This is a genomic window from Mycoavidus cysteinexigens (genome assembly GCF_003966915.1).
Lineage (GTDB): Bacteria > Pseudomonadota > Gammaproteobacteria > Burkholderiales > Burkholderiaceae > Mycoavidus > Mycoavidus cysteinexigens.
In genome coordinates this window covers 1,064,981-1,085,431 of record NZ_AP018150.1, presented here as the reverse complement: position 1 = coordinate 1,085,431, position 20,451 = coordinate 1,064,981, and the positions used below count along the sequence as shown (strand labels likewise).

10 protein-coding genes and 1 tRNA gene are annotated in these 20,451 nt (G+C 47.5%); 2 read left to right on the top strand and 9 right to left on the bottom strand.

All coding sequences use genetic code 11. The features are described from left to right. Positions 1-16: 16 nt before the first annotated feature. The 3 genes from kdpB to MCB1EB_RS04595 form a co-directional block, all read right to left on the bottom strand. Complete coding sequence (gene kdpB / locus MCB1EB_RS04610; RefSeq protein ID WP_045362628.1) at positions 17-2,098, bottom strand: potassium-transporting ATPase subunit KdpB; 2,082 nt, start codon at positions 2,096-2,098, stop codon at positions 17-19. Positions 2,099-2,112: 14 nt separating this feature from the next. Beyond that, entirely contained in the window at positions 2,113-3,834 is a 1,722-nt protein-coding gene (gene kdpA, locus MCB1EB_RS04605; protein ID WP_045362631.1) for a potassium-transporting ATPase subunit KdpA, read from the bottom strand. Positions 3,835-4,137: 303 nt separating this feature from the next. Continuing rightward, positions 4,138-4,213, bottom strand: a tRNA-Arg gene (locus MCB1EB_RS04595). Between the two features lie 343 nt (positions 4,214-4,556). On the opposite strand from MCB1EB_RS04595, the gene MCB1EB_RS04590 reads away from it, so the two are divergent. Further along, the gene (locus tag MCB1EB_RS04590; protein ID WP_126353887.1) at positions 4,557-7,019 is read left to right on the top strand and encodes a hypothetical protein; all 2,463 of its coding nucleotides are present in this window, start codon (positions 4,557-4,559) and stop codon (positions 7,017-7,019) included. A gap of 276 nt (positions 7,020-7,295) precedes the next feature. After that, on the top strand, positions 7,296-7,883 hold the full coding sequence (locus MCB1EB_RS04585; protein WP_045362638.1) for a c-type cytochrome: 588 nt from the start codon (positions 7,296-7,298) through the stop codon (positions 7,881-7,883). A gap of 26 nt (positions 7,884-7,909) precedes the next feature. On the opposite strand, the gene MCB1EB_RS04580 is transcribed toward MCB1EB_RS04585, so the two are convergent. The 6 genes from MCB1EB_RS04580 to MCB1EB_RS12005 form a co-directional block, all read right to left on the bottom strand. Then, positions 7,910-9,982: a UvrD-helicase domain-containing protein gene (locus MCB1EB_RS04580; RefSeq protein WP_045362641.1), complete on the bottom strand. Its 2,073-nt coding sequence runs from the start codon at positions 9,980-9,982 to the stop codon at positions 7,910-7,912. A gap of 144 nt (positions 9,983-10,126) precedes the next feature. Beyond that, positions 10,127-14,038, bottom strand: a complete 3,912-nt coding sequence (locus tag MCB1EB_RS04575) for a WD40 domain-containing protein (protein WP_052393714.1) — start codon at positions 14,036-14,038, stop codon at positions 10,127-10,129. Positions 14,039-14,216: 178 nt separating this feature from the next. Beyond that, entirely contained in the window at positions 14,217-17,822 is a 3,606-nt protein-coding gene (locus MCB1EB_RS04570; RefSeq protein ID WP_052393717.1) for an NACHT domain-containing protein, read from the bottom strand. 345 nt (positions 17,823-18,167) lie between these two features. Next, positions 18,168-18,458 (bottom strand): IS66 family transposase, encoded by a 291-nt coding sequence (locus MCB1EB_RS04565; protein ID WP_197721990.1) that lies wholly within the window; start codon positions 18,456-18,458, stop codon positions 18,168-18,170. 259 nt (positions 18,459-18,717) lie between these two features. Further along, the gene (gene ltrA / locus MCB1EB_RS04560) at positions 18,718-20,127 is read right to left on the bottom strand and encodes a group II intron reverse transcriptase/maturase (RefSeq protein ID WP_045362644.1); all 1,410 of its coding nucleotides are present in this window, start codon (positions 20,125-20,127) and stop codon (positions 18,718-18,720) included. Then, positions 20,124-20,321: a hypothetical protein gene (locus MCB1EB_RS12005; protein WP_045362647.1), complete on the bottom strand. Its 198-nt coding sequence runs from the start codon at positions 20,319-20,321 to the stop codon at positions 20,124-20,126. The genes ltrA and MCB1EB_RS12005 overlap by 4 nt, the downstream gene beginning before the upstream one ends. Positions 20,322-20,451 lie beyond the last annotated feature (130 nt).

Genomic DNA, 20,451 nt, shown 5'->3' with positions numbered 1-20,451 from the left:
ATTCAGCTTTGATTTTTTAAGCTAACCCCAACCCAGCAAGCACCCAATCGACTACCTTAATCCCAACAAAAGGGGTCAAGATGCCGCCCACACCATAGATCAGTAGATTACGGCGCAATAAAGCGGCAGCGCCTAACGGGCGATAACGCACGCCCTTTAATGCCAGTGGAATCAGCACGACAATAATTAATGCATTGAAGATCACCGCCGATAAAATGGCTGACGTTGGACTGGCCAATTGCATGATATTCAGCGTGTTAAGCTGTGGATAGGTAGTCGCAAACGCAGCCGGAATAATGGCAAAATACTTGGCGACATCATTGGCGATTGAGAAGGTGGTCAACGCACCGCGCGTCATGAGCATTTGTTTGCCAATTTCAACAATCTCAATCAGCTTAGTTGGGTTTGAATCAAGATCCACCATGTTGCCGGCTTCTTTCGCCGCCTGGGTGCCGCTATTCATGGCGACCGCGACGTCGGCTTGCGCCAAAGCCGGCGCATCATTGGTGCCATCGCCCGTCATTGCGACCAGCCGCCCCTCCGCTTGAAAACCGCGGATAGTTGCCAGTTTCGCCTCCGGCGTGGCTTCCGCTAAAAAATCATCGACCCCCGCTTCGGCGGCAATCGCCGCCGCGGTGAGTCGATTATCGCCCGTCATCATGACGGTCTTAATCCCCATTTTGCGCAATTCTGCAAAACGCTCTTTAATCCCACCTTTAACAATATCTTTTAATTCAATGACCCCCAACGCGCGCCGCTGACCTTCTAATTGCTCGGCAACCACCAATGGCGTGCTGCCTCTACGCGCAATTTCATCGATCGTGGCCTGCAACACGGGTGCAAAGGACATGCCGCCCTCAGCCAGGTATTGGTTTATCGCCTCAGCGGCTCCTTTGCGGATCTGACGCGTCGCTAAATCTACGCCGCTCATGCGAGTCTGCGCCGTAAAAGGCAGAAAAGCCGCCTGCAACGCGCCCATCTCCCGCTCACGCAGATTAAAGCGCTGTTTAGCCAACACTACGATACTGCGCCCTTCTGGCGTCTCATCCGCCAATGAAGCCAGTTGCGCTGCTTCAGCTAGCGCTTGCTCACTCACCCCCGGGGCTGGGCAAAACGCGGCGGCTTGCCGATTGCCTAACGTGATGGTGCCGGTTTTATCTAACAGCAACACATCAATATCCCCCGCTGCTTCGACGGCGCGCCCGGAAGTCGCAATCACATTAGCCTGCATCATACGGCTCATCCCCGCCACACCAATCGCTGAGAGTAAACCGCCAATCGTAGTGGGGATTAAGCAAACAAAAAGCGCGACCAGCGCCGTCAGGCTCACCGCCTGCCCCGCTTGCATCGCCTGCACGCTAAAGAGCGAAAAAGGCAGGAGGGTGGCAGTGGCTAACAGCAACACGATTGTGAGCGCTACTAAAAGAATTGTCAGCGCGATTTCATTCGGCGTTTTTTGCCGTTTAGCCCCTTCAACCATCGCAATCATGCGGTCAAGAAAAGCCTCGCCCGGATTGACCATAACCCGCACGATAAGCCAATCCGAGAGCACCCGCGTGCCCCCTGTGACTGCGGAAAAATCTCCTCCAGCCTCACGAATCACCGGCGCAGACTCACCCGTAATGGCGGACTCATCGACTGCCGCCAGCCCTTCAATCACTTCTCCGTCCGCCGCAATCGTGTCACCCGCCTCAACTAAAATCAGATCGCCTTTGCGTAGCGCGTTGCCGCTTACCGCATGATGCGGCGAGCCATAATGAGGTTCACTGAGCTGCTTGGCGATTAAGTCACGTTTTGCGCCACGCAGCGAGGCCGCCTGCGCCTTACTGCGGCCTTCTGCCAACGCTTCGGCAAAGTTCGCAAATAAAACCGTGAACCATAGCCACAGCGTCACGGCCAAAATAAAACCCGCCGTCGGGGTGGCTTGAACCAGCGCAACCAGCCATAGCAGCGTGCTTAAGACACTGGCGATATAAGCGCAAAACATCACTGGATTACGTAATTGCGTGCGCGGCGCTAACTTTTTAAAGGCCCCAACTAGTGCAGGCTGGATCATTTCTAGCTTAAATATTGAGGAAGTGCTTATATGACGATTCATAAAAAACCTCGTAACTAGCGATAGCTCATCATGATTAAATGCTCGACGATAGGCCCGAGCGCTAATGCTGGAATATAAGTTAGAGCGCCTACTAGCAACACGGTGCTCAGCAATAGCAAGACAAACAATGGACCATGCGTAGGCATGGTGCCAGCTGACGCCGCCATGCGTTTTTTCGCGGCCAGCGCGCCAGCTAATGCCAGCACCGGAATGATTGCGGCAAAGCGACCAAACCACATCGCCAGCGCCGTGGTCAAGTTATAGAAAGGGGTATTTACCGAGAGGCCTGCAAACGCGCTACCGTTATTGTTCGCCGCTGAGCTAAACGCATATAAAACTTCCGATAGGCCATGAGGTCCAGGATTAGCAATCGCCGCTACGCCAGCGCCAACTGACACGGCAAGCGCAGTGCCCAGCAACACTAAAAAAGGCGTAAGCAATACAATGATCGCGACCATTTTCATTTCATAGACTTCGATCTTTTTGCCGAGATACTCTGGGGTACGGCCTATCATTAAACCGGCGATAAAAACTGCCAGCAAAGCGAAAATCAGCATGCCATACAGACCCGAGCCGACGCCCCCGAAAATCACTTCACCCAACTGCATCAGGAGCAATGGAATCAGTCCGCCCAACGGCGTTAAAGAATCATGCATTGCGTTCACCGCACCACATGACGCGGCTGTGGTGACAACCGTAAAAATACCGGTTTGCGTGATCCCAAAACGCGTTTCTTTGCCCTCCATATTGCCGCCTGGCTGGCTTGCCTGCATCGTTTGATCCGCACCCAAGGTAGTCAAAATTGGATTGCCCGCCTGCTCTGCCGCGACTTCAGCCAGAGTAGCCACGCTTAAGGCAAGCGCCATCGCGGCAAATAAAGCCCATCCTTGCCGTCTGTCGCCCACGATGCGCCCAAACGAAAAACATAAACTAGCCGGAATTAATAAAATCGAGAGCGTTTGAATCAGATTCGATAAAGGAGTTGGGTTTTCATACGGATGTGCAGAATTCGCATTGAAAAAACCACCGCCATTGGTGCCAATCAACTTAATCGCTTCTTGTGATGCAACCGGACCCATCGCTAGGGTCTGCGTCGTCCCTTGCAGCGTAGACACCGCGCGGTATGCTGAGAAATTTTGCAGTACGCCTTGGCTCATAAACAACACTGAGACGATGAGCGCGAGGGGCAACAAGATATACAACGTAATTCTCGTCAAATCCACCCAAAAATTCCCAATCGTCTGCGCGCTATGACGCGTGAAACCACGGATTAACGCGAACACCACTGCAATCCCAGTCGCGGCCGATAAAAAATTTTGTACGGTCAGCCCTAACATTTGCGTGAGATAGGTCATGCTGCTCTCACCCGCATAATTTTGCCAATTGGTATTGGTCACAAAACTCACCGCGATATTAAAAGCCGTCGCTGCCGAGGGGGCAGAAAATTCAGGCCCACTGAGAGCAAACAAACCTTGCATGCGCAGCAACAGATACAATGCCAAAACACCCAACCCATTGAAGGCAACCACCGCCACCGCATAATGCCGCCAATTCATTTCTGCCTGCGGATGAATCCCAGCAAGCCGGAACACTCTATCCTCAAGCGCTCTGCCAAAGCGGCGCACAACCCAAGAAGTCCCCTCCATAATCCCCGCCATATAGCGCCCGAGAGGAACCGCCAGTGCTAGCAAAAGCACCAGATAAAAGGCCATTTGCGCAATTTGATTGGTATTCATTCAAATGCCTCCACCCATAACAAGGCATAGACAAGATAGGCAAAAAGCAGTCCAGCACTGATTCCCGCCACCCAAATCATGACCGCTCCTCGCGTTTAACGCGCAATTGAGCGCAACCCATAATTAATGCAACATTTACCGTGCTAAAAAAAGCTAGACAAGCCAAGTACAACGCATCCATTTTTTATTCTCCATTTGTTCTTTAAGACAAGCTGAAGGTTAGGCTAATACGTATAAAAGAAGAGAAAAAGTTATGCTAAAAAGCATAAAGAAAGTGTAAAAACGCTTATTTTATTTAGTTTATGGCGCGCCCGGCTGGGATCGAACCAGCGACCTTCGGCTTCGGAGGCCGACACTCTATCCACTGAGCTACGGGCGCTTCGCAAAATCAGAGACTGCTCGGCGAAACCGCAAGGATACCCGTTTCAGGACACGAAGTCCATGCGTCTGCATGGTTAATCTGAATGGAACACGCCACCCGCAGGGCGGAAAATTCTAACCAGCCCTACAGACAGGGAGCCGCAGACAAACAACAATCTATTTTTACGTCAAGTTGAACTATTTTGAGAATATTTAAGTCAATCTGCACTATAAACTAATCCAGTTTAGCGCATTGAGCGCAAATGCGTAGTAAGCGCCATAGGCGTTCAATCAGTAATCTGTAGCTCTTAAAAATTGAATTGCAACTGGCATGATCAAATTTGATATTTGAAAGGTTGTTAATGAAGCAATTCAAACCACTAACAGGATTCTCTAATCCTTCAACTCGGCCCAACGATTCTGCGCCATCCGCTCCGCCGCCCAGTGGTTCGTCCAAAAGGAAACAGGATTCTCAGGAACGTCTTTCAGGAACGCCCCCTGTAGCAAAAAAGAAAAAAGGAAGCGGCGCTCGCCCATCGCTTGCCAATTTTCCTGCGCTGACCTTACCGCGGCATCCCGTACTTGATCTAAATTCTATAAAAGGCGATAGCTTGATTTTAGAGAGTCCACTCACTCTTTTGGAGAAAAAAGGATGGAACCTTAGAGAATATGAGCGTTTAGCTGACCAAGCGTATCCTCATCAACTGGCTCAAAGGCAGGTCATTGGTCCAGGCATTCAATTAAACAATCAAAACTCTAGCCGCTACCATCCAGATCATTATTTATTTACCTTAGCTTATAAAGTAGGACACGCAAACAATACAAGTCCCATTCCAATTGAAAACCGTGATCAATATAGCCAAAGCCGCTTGCAGCGAGACGCTCATAGCATCCAAAATAATTTCACGCTACGGAATGAAATGCTGGCTGAATATGGTAAAGATAGTTGGCAAAATCAAGCAATAACGTTTAACTCCTCTGCTTTGGAAGAGCTATACCAGCATGCATATTTGAACTCAACAACCTTATCGATCGACCAATTTGAACAAATCCTAAGAGAACTTGAAAGCCCTAATAAGAACGCAAGTGATGCTGAAATCTATAGCGAAGAAAACACTAAACAGACTTCTCTAGAACTCAAAAAAAACGAGCCGATAATTTTTAAAATTACACAAATCTATTTTGATAAAACGAATCAAATATTAAAACCAGAACAATTAAAATTTTATACTTCTGATCTGAATGGAGATCTTAAATGGTTAACTACGGAGCGAGCGCTAGAGATAGAAAATTCTTGTGCAAATAATTTACAAGCTATCGGTATTTTCAATTCTGATGAAATTTATAGTCTGATCAAAACTGGCTTAACTTCTGCTGCAGGAGAGCCGGCACCCGATATTGGCGAAGGTTGGCATTGTTATAATTTTTATTACGCAGGCACGATTTTAGATCTGCTCATACAATCCGATAAAAAGTCAGGCGAAATTTTAAATTTGTTTGTGCCAACTACTCAGCCTTACAAAGTAACCCAAAGCTATATACGACAGCTTTCGTCAGAATCTTCTAATTGCGAGGGTGTTGAGGCCATTTTAGCAGGCAAGCATCACCATACATTTAGGGAGTGGGCAGCTACAGTGAATCTGGAGCCTAGCCAATTCTTAAAAGAATTGATGCGACCAGAAAATTGCTGCCGCGCCAGCTTAGAACTGCCTGGCTTTAACGTGTATAGGAAAACTCTAAAAAATAGAGAAAATGAAACTTATACCTATACTCTTACTGGAATAATAAAAGACAAAGACGGGGAAATTATTGACGCTACCCCAGGAACCGAGCTTGATGAACTATTTTCTCATTTCTCGGAGCTAGAAAAAAGTTATTCAAAATTAATAGAAGATGGCTGGACCATTCAATTAAATCCTCAGCACTCAAGTTACTGTAACAGAGAAAAAAAACAAATATGGATCGGATCTAATAATTTAGAGTCTCCTATCATGACTTTGATCGTGCTAAGTCATGAGATAAGCCATGCCAAATATCAACCCAAAGAAATACACTCTGAAAAAGAGAAAATTCATGAATGGATGCTAGATGAAGGCCATGCATTATTTCAAGAACATATGCTTCTTGATCAGGCAAAAAATAATATAATAAAAGAAATGATTATACATTCAATGTATAAGACAACCGGCAAAGAAATCATTGACGCACAGATAAAGGTTTATGAAAAATGGCAGAATTCACCGAAAGAAAACCAAGATAAGATGGCAGCTATCGAAGCCTTTGGAAAGTTATATGCAACTTATCATCCTTCTACTTTTCCAATTGGCGTGGATTATCGATCAGTATGGAAAACTCAAGCGTCAATTAATGCACCGAATGGTGATCAAAATCGCAACAACCTTCTCACCGAACTATTAAGCTACGGCGCTATCCCATTAAATATTCCATCTGAAGACCTTCAATCTCCCAAATTAGCCTCTGCCAAAAATATTATAGTTATTCTACGGTTACCTAAACAGAGAGCAGAAAACACCAAGAAAATTGTTTTTATGAGTGTCTACGATTTCCCTGAAGAGCTAAAAAATAAAGATCCTAAGCGGATACGCAAACTCGCTAGCTTAATAGAAATGAGTCTATTATACGGTAAGCTCTCGATTCATAATAATGATAATAAATTAAATACCAAAACAGTTAACTCAAAATTTAATCTGAATAATATTGATTGTCATATTCAGTATATATTGCATGACTCTGGCCAATTGTCCCATTTCAAAATTATTTCACCTCAAAATCTTAGCTTGATCTCTAGAACCGATCTAGATTGAGTTTACTCTTATAACTTAGCAACCTTGCATAAAATGGGAGCTGCTCCCATTTTATGCAGCAGCATCGGATCGACAAAAATGGCACGACTTCTTGCCAATCACGCTGCCAAATGGGGCACAATCTTCATTTCCGTATCGCGAAAACCACAAGCCTGGTAAAGCGGAGGGCCCCCAAGTGCGATCGCCATCCGTATGCTCGCTCCCATAATCGCTCTTACAACAAGCATTTAAACTTATAATTTGTTAATATCGTTCAACAAAGGAGACAAAACTAACATGAGCGAAACCTCTCACGACACTCTAATTAAAACTCCGCGGCAGCTTATCCAAGTTGTGATCGCCTCTTTTTTGATTCCAGTCGTAGGCATTCTCTTGCTGATTGAATATGTTGATAACACCTATCGCGCAGGTGCAGGCACCGATGCGATGTCGCAAAATGCTATCGCTCAGCGCATCGCCCCGATTGCGCAACTTGAGATCCACGAAGCAGCAGCGCCAGCGCCAGCCCTAGCCGCAACTGTAACGCCAGCCCAGGCTGCACCCGCTACCGCCTCCGCTGCAATGGCCGCGCTCTCTGCACTGCCAACCCCATCCGCCTCTGCCAGCGCGCAAGGTGCTGATCTAGCGCAAGCAGGTAAAGCGCTCTACTCAAAATTTTGTATCGCCTGCCACGGCACGGGCGTAATGGATGCTCCTAAATTGGGTGATAAAACCGCCTGGGCGCCTCGCTTAAAAGAGTCAATGGAGACCATCTATAACTACGCCTTGCATGGCAAAGGCAATATGCTGCCTAAAGGCGGCTCAAATGCCCCCGATGCTGAAGTTAAAGCAGCCGTTGATTATATGATTAATGCAGTTAAATAAAATTGCTCTGTATATAAAAGGCTCGGTCAATTCAGCAACGCTTTCAAACTTGCCAAACGATCTTTCGGCGTCATCGGTGCAACTTCCGGCACACCAGGCGCCGTTTCGTCTAGCTCCATTTCTGCGATAAAACGTGAGGGTTCGCATACTTGCGTTTGCTGCGCATATTTGCGTTTAGTGCAATACGTAATATGCAGGCTGCGCTTGGCGCGAGTAATGGCTACGTACATCAAACGCCGCTCCTCCTCGATCCGCGCGTCATCCATTTCACTTCCCTCACTACCTCGATGCGGCAAAATCCCCTCTTCGCACCCCATTAAAAATACATGCGGATATTCCAGCCCTTTTGCAGCATGCACAGTTGATAGCCTAACTACATCGGGGTCTTCATCGCGCCCATCAAGCATTGACATCAAAGCCACCATTTGCACTAATTGCAATAAATTTCTACCTGTATCGGCTAAGCCATCGGCTGTATCAAAGCCGGTCGCTGTTTGCTCTTCCCGCTCAGGCTGAGTTCCTTTGCGCTTAAGCCAATCAAGAAACTCAAGGACATTTTGCCATTTTGTGCGCGCCTGGCGATCATCGTATGTGTCGTACAGATAAGCTTCATATTGAATGCCCGCCATTAAGTCATCTAATAAAACCGACGCCGGCTCTTTAGTAGCGCGTACCCGCAAACGCTCAATAAAATCGCAAAACGCGCGCAGTGGCTCAAGCTGGCGCGCCGCAAGCCGCGCTTCAAGCGCTCCCATGTAAACCGCCTCAAACAGCGAACTCTTCGCTTGCCCGGCAAAAGCGCCCAGGGATTCTAGCGTGGTGCTGCCAACGCCGCGGCGCGGGGTCGTCACCGCTCGGATAAAAGCGGGATCATCGTCCGCATTAGCAATCAGCCTTAAATAGGCGCATACATCTTTAATTTCAGTGCGCTCAAAAAACGACTGTCCTCCTGATAAAACATAGGGAATTCGCTCACGGCGCAATACCTGCTCCAATACTCGCGCCTGAAAATTACCCCGATACAGAATTGCATAATCCCGAAACTGCGCGCGCCGCTCAAACCGGTGTGCGGAGAGCCGAAAAACCACTGACTCAGCCTCATGCTCTTCATCATTGGCAGCGGTGACCGTAATCGCATCGCCTATTCCATATTCGCTCCACAACTTTTTTTCAAACAATTTGGGATTGTTGGCAATCACATTATTCGCCGCATCCAAAATACGCACCGTCGAACGATAGTTTTGCTCAAGCTTGATCACCTTAAGTACCGGAAAATCAATTTGCAATTGCTTAAGGTTTTCTAAGGTCGCGCCGCGCCAACCATAGATGGCTTGGTCATCATCACCCACTGCTGTAAATGCTGCACGCGGCCCAACTAACCACTTGAGTAACGTATATTGGCAAGTATTCGTGTCCTGATATTCATCAATCAGCAAATAACGCAGCCGGTTTTGCCATTTATCGCGCACCGCCTCATGCGCCGCCAAAAGTTCAGCCGGAATTCGAATCAAATCATCAAAATCCACTGCCTGGTAAGCGTTAAGCGTTGCGACATAATTACGATAGATCAGTGCAGCTTGATGCTCATCTTCATCGCTCGCATTGGCCAGTGCGTGCTCTGGCGTCACCAGCGCATTTTTCCACAGCGAAATCGCGTTTTGAATACGGCGGATCAGCGCCTTATCCGTGGTCGCCGCTTGTTCTTGGAGCAGCGTAAAACAATCTTGCGCATCCATGATTGAAAACTGCGGCTTCAACCCAACCTGCTCAGCTTCTTGCCTAAGCATTTGCAAGCCAAGTGAATGAAACGTACACACGGTGAGCTGCTTAGTAGGTATCTTGCGCCCCTCCTTGCCAGGGGCAGACAGGGTTTTACCTTCGAGCAATTGCGCAACGCGCTCCCGCATTTCAGCAGCAGCCTTATTGGTGAAGGTCACGGCAGCAATATGTTTAGGCTCAAACCCTCGCGCTTCAATCAGATATGCGATTTTTTGCGTAATTACACGCGTTTTGCCACTGCCCGCACCGGCCAGGACTAAACAAGGACTATCAAGATAATGCACAGCTTCGCGCTGTGCCTGGTTTAAACCGGCGGACATTTTAGGATAAAGTGCACTGCATGAAAAAAGGGGATGCTAACATGCAAGCCAGAAGTTTTTAACCCAACTTTTTAAAGAAAAAAGCGCGGGCTAGAATGAACCTCAAATCTGGGGCAGGATCAAATTGCTATGGACTCCATTATCTTATGAAGCTAATTTAAGGGGCAGGTCACTCCCCGCGCCGCGCTGCTTGAGAAGCTGCTGATTCACGGGGCTTAAACCTAGGACATCTTGGATAGAAGTACCAGACACCATAAGCGCGGTTTGCGCCGAACTCCAGCATAGAAGTGCTTTATAGCTGTCTCCCTCTTGGATAATTCGCCACTGCCGTACGGCGTTATCTTCACTGCCAGTCACCAAATAGTGGCCGTTGGAAGCCTCTTTCCAAGCGATACTCTGGACTGGCTTGTCAAAACTTTGAATGATTATCTGACACCGACCGGTTTCTACGTCCCACAGCCGAACTGTATGGTCATAACCCCCAGAAGCAAGCTGATCCCCTTTCGACGAATATATAACGCTATAAACTGGACCTTTATGGCCGTTCAAGGTATAGCAAACAGTACCAGTTTCTACGTCCCATAGCCGCACGGTATTGTCCTCACTGCCAGAGACGAGCTGATCCCCTTCCGACGAATATACGACACTCGTAACCGCTCCACTATGGCCGATTAAGGTGTGGCGTATCGCGCCAGTCTGCGCGTCCCACAGTCGAATTGTTTCGTCATGACTGCCCGAGGCAACCTGAGTACCGTCTGGCGAATACGCGACGCTATTAACAAAATGACTATGGCCGCTTAAGATGTGGCGAACCGCCCCAGTTTCCACGTCCCATAACCGCACTGTCTTGTCCCAACTGCCCGAGACAAGCAGAGCACCGTCTGGCGCATACGCAACACTTCTAACCGTGTCTGTATGGCCATATAAGGTGTGTCCATCTCCGGTTTTTATGTCGAATAGTTGTATTGCATAGCTACTCGTGTAGGGGTAACGATAGTTGCCGCCAGAGGCAATCTGATCTCCTTTCGGCGAATACGCAACACTATAAACCCCATGTGCATGACCGCTTAAAGTATAGTGAGCCGTACCGGTTTCCACGTCCCACACCCGCACTGTGTCGTCGAGACTGCCGGAGACAAGCTGAGCGCCGTCTGGCGAATACACGACACTGCTAACCATGTCGCGATGACCAATTAAGGCGTGGCGGGTAACGGCGGTTTGAATATCCCACACCCGCACTGTGTCGTCGGAGCTGCCGGAGGCAATCTGAGTGCCGTCTGGCGAATATACGATGCTATTAACTCCACTACGATGGCCATTTAATATGTGACGAGAGGCTCCGGTTTCCACGTCCCACACCCGCACTGTGTCGTCGAGACTGCCGGAGGCAAGCTGAGTGCCGTCTGGCGAATACACGACGCTCATAACCCCACTACTATGGCCAATTAGGATACGAATGGCAGCACCGGTTTTCAAGTCCCACAACCGCACAGTATGGTCCAAACTGCCGGAGGCAAGCTGATTCCCCCTCAGCGAATATACAACGCTCGTAACCCCCCTACTATGGGCCAATAGGCAACGCACGGTCATCCCGGTTCTCACATCCAATAGCATTACGCCAAGGGCTGTGTCATGACTGCCAAAGCCAATCTGATTGCCATCCGGTGAATACACAATGCTTCTAACCCTACCAACAGAGCTTGTTAGGATGCGGCCAGCACCAGTTTTCAGATCCCACAGCCAAATTGTTTCGTCTAAACTGCCCGAGGCGAGCTGATCCCCTTTCGGCGAATATATAACGCTCGTAATCTTATCGCTATGGTCGAAAACGCGGGGGATAGCACGGGTTTCCAGGTCCCACAGCCGCACCGTTTTGTCATCACTGCCGGAAGCAATCTGAGTATTATCTGGCGAATATGCAATATTATTAACCTGATACCTATGGCCTCTTAAGGTCCAGATTTTTTGCCAGTCCGAAGTCGTATACACACTGATATGACTACTCGTAAGACCCGCAGCAAAAGTTTTCCCATCAGGTGAATACGCACAGGAATTCACACTGCTCCATTCTTGGAGCAATGGCCGTTCTCCAAACTGTACACCCGCCATCTGCGCGCCGCTTAAATTGGCCTGACGCAACCAACTATTATGAAGTTTGACCTTTGTTAAATCCGCACCTTGTAACTGAGCCGAATCGAATACCCCAAAACTTAGATCCGCCCCTGGAATTTGGATACCCTTTAAATCTATTCCATTCAACTGCACACCCGCGCTGACCAAGACCGTAATCGCATTGGCCGCAGCGGCGCTGACTCCCTTTTCCGTCTTGGATGCTTTGATCCAACCTAATAGCGGCTGGATGAGCACCCTTTCCTGTCGCACGCGCTCAACGACAAAACTCTGCACAGCGGGATCTTCAACAACGTTCAGTGTGTTGAACAGCGCTGACGGATCGACTCTCACAGAATCACTCAGTGCTTCCCACAGCGTTCGTGTCTCTTTCATGACGCTCAGTGGGTTAGAATTATTGGATTGTTCAACTACAGACAGTTTTTTTAGCTCTTCCCACAATGCTCTCGCCACAAAATAATCCCGCAACGATTTATGAATAAATCGATATTCCTTACCTGAATCATTTGGCCTGTCCTGACAGATTAAGGGCGCATTTAAGCGCATCAACACTGTCGTTGTATCTTCATTGCTCAGTAATCGCTTGCGCCAATCCGCCTCTGTAGAAGTATCATTTTTTTTCCATCTCGCATGGGTTACTGCCTGATAAGGCGTTATCACTTCCCCAGCTTTATACATTTCCAATGCCAGTTCCTTGCTAAAATCCACTCCGAAACCAGTAAAGCCTTCTCTTTCCAAATCTTTGAATTCTTTTCTTTCTTTGGAGCCAACCTCAAGTATTTGATTTAGCCTCTGTTGCGAACGGTCAAACCAGCTTTTTACAAATTGATCATAAATTGCAATTCGAGTTAAGCGCTGATTCTTTACTTGGCCTCTTTGACTCAATTCAGGCAACACGCTCAAGGTTATTTTCAGCAAAAATGGATTACTGACTAATTCTTTTAAGCTCGACTCGTCTAAGGCTTCTTTGTATCGCTCTGCACTCCATACCGCGTGAGGATAAGTTTCGCTATAACGGTCAATATACCGCTTTATCGTTTCTTCCGAAAATGGCGCTAACCGATACTCCTGTAACGCGCTACGCTCACCTGACGGACGAAATTTGTATTGATAGTTTGGTCCTAAATATTCTGGGCGACTGCTGATTATGATTTTCGAGCCTTTCCAGTCATCTAATTCATTATCTTTATAAAATACCTGCTGCCGATGCTCGATCTCATCAAAACCATCCAGAATTAATACAAATCGATATTTACTTTGTAATTCTTTGATCTGCTCTTTCGAGAACCCTTGCTTCTCAAAAAAAGCGCTCACTAGATTCCGATCCGGCCCTGACAAGCTCGATAACCCTATGAATACGGGAATTGGCGTATCCTTTGTTTTATCCTTCTGGGTATAGGCCTCCCACAAACTAATCGCAAGGTCCCGGTTAAACGTCGATTTGCCTGAACCCGCTTCACCTAGCAGGAGTAAGACTTTTTTGTCAGAGTTCAAAAAAACTTGAACATTACTTTTTAAATCGAAACGGGTTGAATCATAAAGCCCCATTCCTTCTGGCGCTACATAGTTCGACAACGCATCTTTGATTTCGTTATCTTCCTGTAGACCCCTCAAATACTCTTTCCGCAACTTTTCAATAGTCAAGTCTAGGTTGGCTAAAGGGGCAGTATTCGGTTGCAAGGCAAAAATATGCTGCAGCATTAGCGTTTCTAACAACTTGGAATCTGACGCCGCTAAATATATATGGTTATTCGCTGTATTATTTGTGCCAATAACTAAGTTATTCATTAAGCCATTACCGATTTGCAAGTTGCTTTCACTTGAGTCATCGGTTCGTGCTTGCGTACTAGAAAAAGACGAAGCTATTTGAGGGAAATATGAAGCTAAGGAAGGAAGAGTATTTTGGCTTGGATTAATCGGTGACATGCTGGCTACCCCTTTCTAATAATTTGTATTTAACCTATATCTGAGTGATTTACCATCGGATAAAAATTCAGCCTTCATTGAATAAAACCTATCTGCCCAAAATCATGAAAGCATGGGCAATATCAGAAACTCTGAAAGCGATCGGCTTAAAGATTTTTCATAGGCAGATGCAGCAAGCTCATAGGAAGTTATCGTCAACTCTTCCCACCTTTCTCTCCATTTCTAAAGAGGCTGAACGTGCTGAATAAGTTTTCCTTTTCAAGGGAAACTCAGCCCCAGACCTGCTCTCTTCAACAGTGTCTTCCTCATCACAGGACATTTCGCCAGGTTTTGCCAAAACTGGCAAGGATTCGCTTTCAATGATTACTCTATTCGAAACGTTTAACTCTCTCCCCTGTTCTAGATCGGTAAAGGGCAATCTCCAAATACGATCAATTTCAACCGCACTTACATCCAGGTTTTCTTGAATCGGCACGTTAGCTAAATTGAGTTTGTTTTGAGATAAATTTTCTAACTCAAAAGATCGATTCATATTGAATTCATCAAAATTTTCCTCTTCAGAGGATACTTCACCAGATTCTTCCGACTCGGAGGATAATTCATCAGAATCTTCTTCTAAAAATTCTGCGGCAACTCTTTGTCTTTGTTCAATCAGGCGCGCATTCATTGGGCTTAAACCCTGCGCGCCTTCAATCAATAAATCGGCTACGTACAACTCGTTTTGATATGAGGTCCAGCATAAACTCGATTTCCAGCTCTTTCTTTTCTGTTCTAGTTGAAAAATACGAATCGTATTATTTTCCCCTCCCAGCACGATTTTCGCTGAGCCCTCGACAACCTCTCGCCAAATAATTGAATTAACGCACCCAACAAAACCCTGAATCGTCGTTTTAGCTTCATATTCGCCTGTGTCTAACGCCCACAACTTCACTGACCTATCTCTACTTCCGGACGCTAACCACTTGCCGTCTGGTGAAAACGACACACTCATCACCGGTTCATCATGCCCTTTAAGCGTATGACGCAACTTTATCGTGCTTCCTAGCCCCCATAGCTTCACTGAATAGTCCCAATCTCCCGAAGCCAGCCATTTGCCGTCTGGTGAAAATGACACACTCGACACGGCCCCATAATGCCCTGCCTCATGAGGCCCTTCAAGCGTATGACGCAACACTGCTCCTGCGCTTTCTAGCTCCCACAGCCTCACTGAATAGTCATCACTTCCAGACGCTAGCCATTTTCCGTCTGATGAAAAAGACACATTCCACACATTTTCATAATGCTCATCAAGTGTCTGGCGCAACACAGCCCCCGCGCTTCCTAGCTCCCACAAATTTACCTTACTGTCCATACTCCCCGACGCCAACCAATTACCATCTGGCGAGATCGACACACTAAACACCTTATCACTCACCTCGAGCGTCTGACGCAACACCGCTCCTGCGCTGTCTAGCCCCCATAGCTTTACTGTTTTGTCAAAACTCCCAGACGCTAGCCATCTGCCATCTGGCGAGATCGACACACTTCGTACCCAATCACTATGCCCCTCAAGCGTGTATAGCAGTTTTCCTTGCACTGTCCATATTTTGATAGTTTTGTCCCTACTACTTGAGGCAAGCCATTGAACATTTGGCGAAAACGTAACGCTTAAAACCTCAGCGCTGTGCCCTGTCAATATATGCTGTAACTCACCTGCCGCAACTGACCACAGCTTCACAAGCGTGTCGTCACCGACTGAGGCCAGCCATTGGCTATCTGGCGAAAACGCTACGCTGTTTACCCCTTCACTATCCTCTCCAGCATGGGGCCTTTCAAGAGCATACTTGAACTCTAATGTTTGCGCCTGATATAGCTTAATATAGCCTTTCTCCGTTGTACCAACAGCTAGCCAGCGGCCGTCTGGCGAATAACTGCAAACATTCACCCAGTTTCCTACCTCTAACGCTGGCTTTTCCCCAAATTCAATGCCATTCAGGTTCGCTTCGCGCATATTGGCCCCGCGCAGCCACGCACCTCGCAACGTCACTCCACTTAAATCCGCACCTTCAAATTGGGTATGATCAAAAACTCCGTAACTTAAATCAGCACCAGGTATCCGGATTCCTTTTAAATTTGCTCCAATAAACTGGACTCCAGCTCTCACTAAAACCGTTATCGCATTCGCCGCTCCCACTGTCACAGCAGCATCACGATCTTTAGAGGATTCTATCCATGCATGCAAATGCCCTTTAAAGCTAAAGTGCTGCTTGACTCGTTCTACTAAAAAATCGAGAATCAACGGTTCATCTACCAGTAAGAATCGATTCAGCACCGCATGAATGTCCGGTTTAGCATCTTTAAATTGCGGCCCACAAATCGCTCGGGCCACACAATAATCCTGAATCGATTTATGGATAAAACGATAGTTTTGTCCTTGGTGAATCAGTGGCGCATTAAAAAGTAATAAACGTTTTTCTACCTCATTTTCATCAAGGTACGTCCGCCAGGCTTCTGGAATAATTTCATCCTTTTCAGGGTCATAGGAGGCTTGTATGAGTCTCTTTTGAGTTAGAGCAATCGCCATCTCTTGGCTCGCTCTCAGCCCTTTTGCAACCAGATGTTGCCCCAACTTACGTCGTGCTTTTTCCTCTTCATCGGTCAATTTAATATGCAGCAATCGTTCTTCTGAGCGATTCCACCAACGCGATATAAATGCGTCATACAGCGCAATGCGAGTCATCGGCGCTGACTTGCTTTCGGCCAAATCGGGTAAAAGATCAAGCGCCATCCGCAGTAAAAATGGACGGCGGATCGCTTCTTTTAAAGTCGGTAAATTATTTAAGGTGTTTTGATACCGTTTTAGACCCCATCCAGTGCGTTGGGTATGCTGAATATATTTTTGTATATAGGCGGTGATCCAATCATCTGAAATCGTAGAAAGCCAATATTCTTGTACAGCGGTAGTTTGACCCCGCTTCTGAAACTGGCTGCGATAATTTTCTCGGAGATACTCAGGGCGTGAACTAATAATGACTTGAGCATTCTTCCAGTGATCAAGTTTATTCTGCGTATAAAATGCTTGTGTGCGATCTTGAGTTTCATCGAAACCGTCTAAAATAAAAACCAGCCGTTTTTCTTTCCGAAGCAGAGCAATCTCTTCTGACGTGAACCCTTGTTCCAGCAAATAACTCTCTATTAAATCATCGCAAGAGAGCCTATGCTCGGCAAGCGCAATAAACAGGGGAATGGGTGCAGTAGGGGATTGCGGATATTCCTCCCAGAGCGTGCGCGTTAAATATCGGTTAAAAGTTGATTTACCTGAACCTGCCTCGCCGAGCAGTAGAAACACTTTTTTGTTAGATGATAAAAAATCGCGTACTTTGTCAATGAGCGTAAAGGAGGTTTTGCTATCCGCCGTTTCTTGCCCTTCAGAAGGAATATATAACGCGAGGCCATCTCTTATTTCATCAACTTCTTCGAGCACATTGAGGTAGGCAGTTCTTAGTTCCTCAATCTGCGTGCCTAATTGGGCCAAAGGTTTGTAACGCGAGGCCTCTGCATGGCCATTCAATTTTTCAAATATCAACTTGGTATTTGAATCGGAAGCCGTTAAGAAAAAGTTCGTTGTGACTGTATGGCTCTCTCCATAGAGTTGATTGCTCACCACACAGTTTTCACTGGCTTGCACAATACTCTGCCCCTCTCCGTTCGCTTGCTCATGAATTGCATCAATCTGTGTTAGCAGATTGGAGCGAGTTGAAGTATTGGAGATAGGGGGGACGTTTGAACCTGAAATTGGCAACATTGCTGACTACTCCTTTTTATATTTTGTGTTTACTTATCTCTGAAAACACCAGTCAACAATCTGGCTTTTATCAAATAAAACTCAATGCTTCGAGCTAGCGCTTAGGCAATAACAAAATCTCCCAAAGAACGACTTTTATTTGAAGTTTTACTCATGCAATTCTAAGTCAAATTTGCTTCGGAAAGCTCATGCTTAATTCGCCTTAATAAGGCCTAAAAACCCTTAATTTGGCTATTGCTCCGAAGCAAAAAAAAGTAACTTCTCAATAACCCGGCGCAAACGTCGGCAAACTGCTTAAGCAGAGGCAGTGATGCGTTGTTCGACGAGATGAGACAGAAGAGGGATTTAATCGCTGCATGAAATACGGTCGGTCAGGTAATCCCAGAACGAGATGCCCAGCTTGCGGCAGGTCTTCTTTAAACTAAAAAAGGTATCGCGACATTGCCGACCGAGTTCGCTTCGGGTGCCGCCGCTGATCTTTTGCTTTTTCACGTAATCGCGAATGTCGCGTTCACTGTCGTTGGTATGGAGTGGAACCTCCGGGCGCTCTAACACTAGCAGTAACTCGGATTTGTTCAGGTGAATCCGCCTGAGCAGGCGATTGAATGTTGCGTAGCGGGTTTTCTGGGTGAAGATCGCATCAAAGCGCGCAGACCCCGCTTTCTGAAGACGTTACCTCTGCTTACGACTCACGCAAAGAACGCATCCGTTATAGCAATTGGAAAGTCGATTTAGCTATCGCTGCTACGCATTTGTGACAGTCCTACTGAACTAATCATCCCACTTATCTTTATGCTAAAAAACATGAAAAACGGTTTGCAAAAAAGTGAAAGTCGAGTCACCCAAAGGCCCCCCCCCTTCAGGTGCTCACGGAACCGGACGTGAACGTCTCCGCTCATCCGGCTCTTCCCACTGAAGCCTGTTTCCATAGCAATGGCCAGTGTGCAAACATCCAAGTATGTTTACGTGCAATCCGCGCCAGCCAGTGACGTGCTCGGCGACGATGTCCACGCAAACGTTTGTATTTTCGAGTAGCCCACAATGCTAGTTTAGTGTCGATCTGCACAAGGGTCGGATACAGCGCCGATTTGTAGAAGGCACTGTAGTAGTTCACCCATCCACGGATCTTCGCATTAAACATGCGCGCCAAGTCGTCCAGCGCCTTATCACTGCGTAATTGCAGTTTCCAGCTTCGGACCTCTTGACGTATCGCTTTCGCAGCTTTGGCACTCACTGCTGGACTGAAGTTGACGAAGTGCTTACCCCACCGCGTCCTAGACAACCGAGGCCTAAATGTATAGCCCAGAAAGTCGAAGCATGTGTCGGGGTAGTCACCTCGCCGATCTGCATCTTTACAGTACACTACGCGAGTTTTCTGCGGATGCAATTCCAACCCACAGTGTTCAAAGCGTTTGCGTAGCTGTTCCATAAGCACTTGGGCTTGCACTTGACTGTGACAATGGCATACCGCATCGTCAGCGTACCGCTCAAACGGTATGCTTTTGTGATGCCGTTGCATCCATTTATCAAAGGCATAGTGCAGAAAGAGATTCGATAATAATGGGCTGATCACACCACCTTGCGGCACGCCACGCGTGCGTTGCTGGGTGGTCCCATCTGGCATTTGCACTGGCGCTTTCAACCAGCGCTCTATGTACATCACCACCCACCGCTCTTTGACATGGTGGTGCACTGCTTTGAGCAGCAGCTCATGGTCCATATTGTCAAAGAAGCCTTTGATATCGAGCTCTAGCACCCATGCATATTTCCAGCAACGTTGCCGCGCTTGTGCCAACGCTTGATGCGCTGATTTCCCCGGTCGATAGCCATAGGAGTCTTCATGGAATAGCGGATCTACAATTGGCTCCACTATTTGCTTGACCACCATCTGGGCAATGCGATCCGCTACGGTAGGTATACCCAGCGGCCTCATCCCTCCAGCGCCTTTGGGGATTTCCACACGTTTGACTGCTGGCGGCATATAGCTGCCTGAAGCCAGTCTGTTCCAGAGTTTATAGAGGTTATTGCATTCCTCTGTTCTAAACTCATCCAGTGTCTGACCGTCGACACCTGCTGCTCCGCCATTGGCCTTTACTAGCTTATAGGCCTCCCATACTTGGCGTTTGCTTATAGGAAGCGGCTTTGCTCTCGCTATTGCAATCCTCCCATATGCATTGCTGCTTGTGGTTGTTGCTGTAGCTTCAGCACAATGGGGCAAGTCCTTCGCTCCAGACCCATTACGGTCCTTCTTTGCTAATACAACTTGCTCCGCCCCTGTACCCCGCATTGGTACTCTAACGCTCATGGAACCTCCATTTGCGTCTCTCCCTTTGCATCGGGATGACAGGTTCCCACGTTCCGCACAAGAGCCTGAATCGACTTCACGCCGCCTTCATGCCGGATGCCGCGCAGGCAGTCAACAGGCCGCCCCCTGCGCTTATCCCACAGCAACATCACCCCCGTGGTTTCGACATCATCTTTATACTTTCGACACTTCATCAGCGGTTCACTTGCGTTCGTCTCTTCGATTCATACCTGATCGAGTCTTGCTCAACCTTTTCCCAACTCGCGCACCACCACGTCTCTTAAACGCAGCAGCAGTGGGTAGTTTGGTGCCTGCGCCTGTACG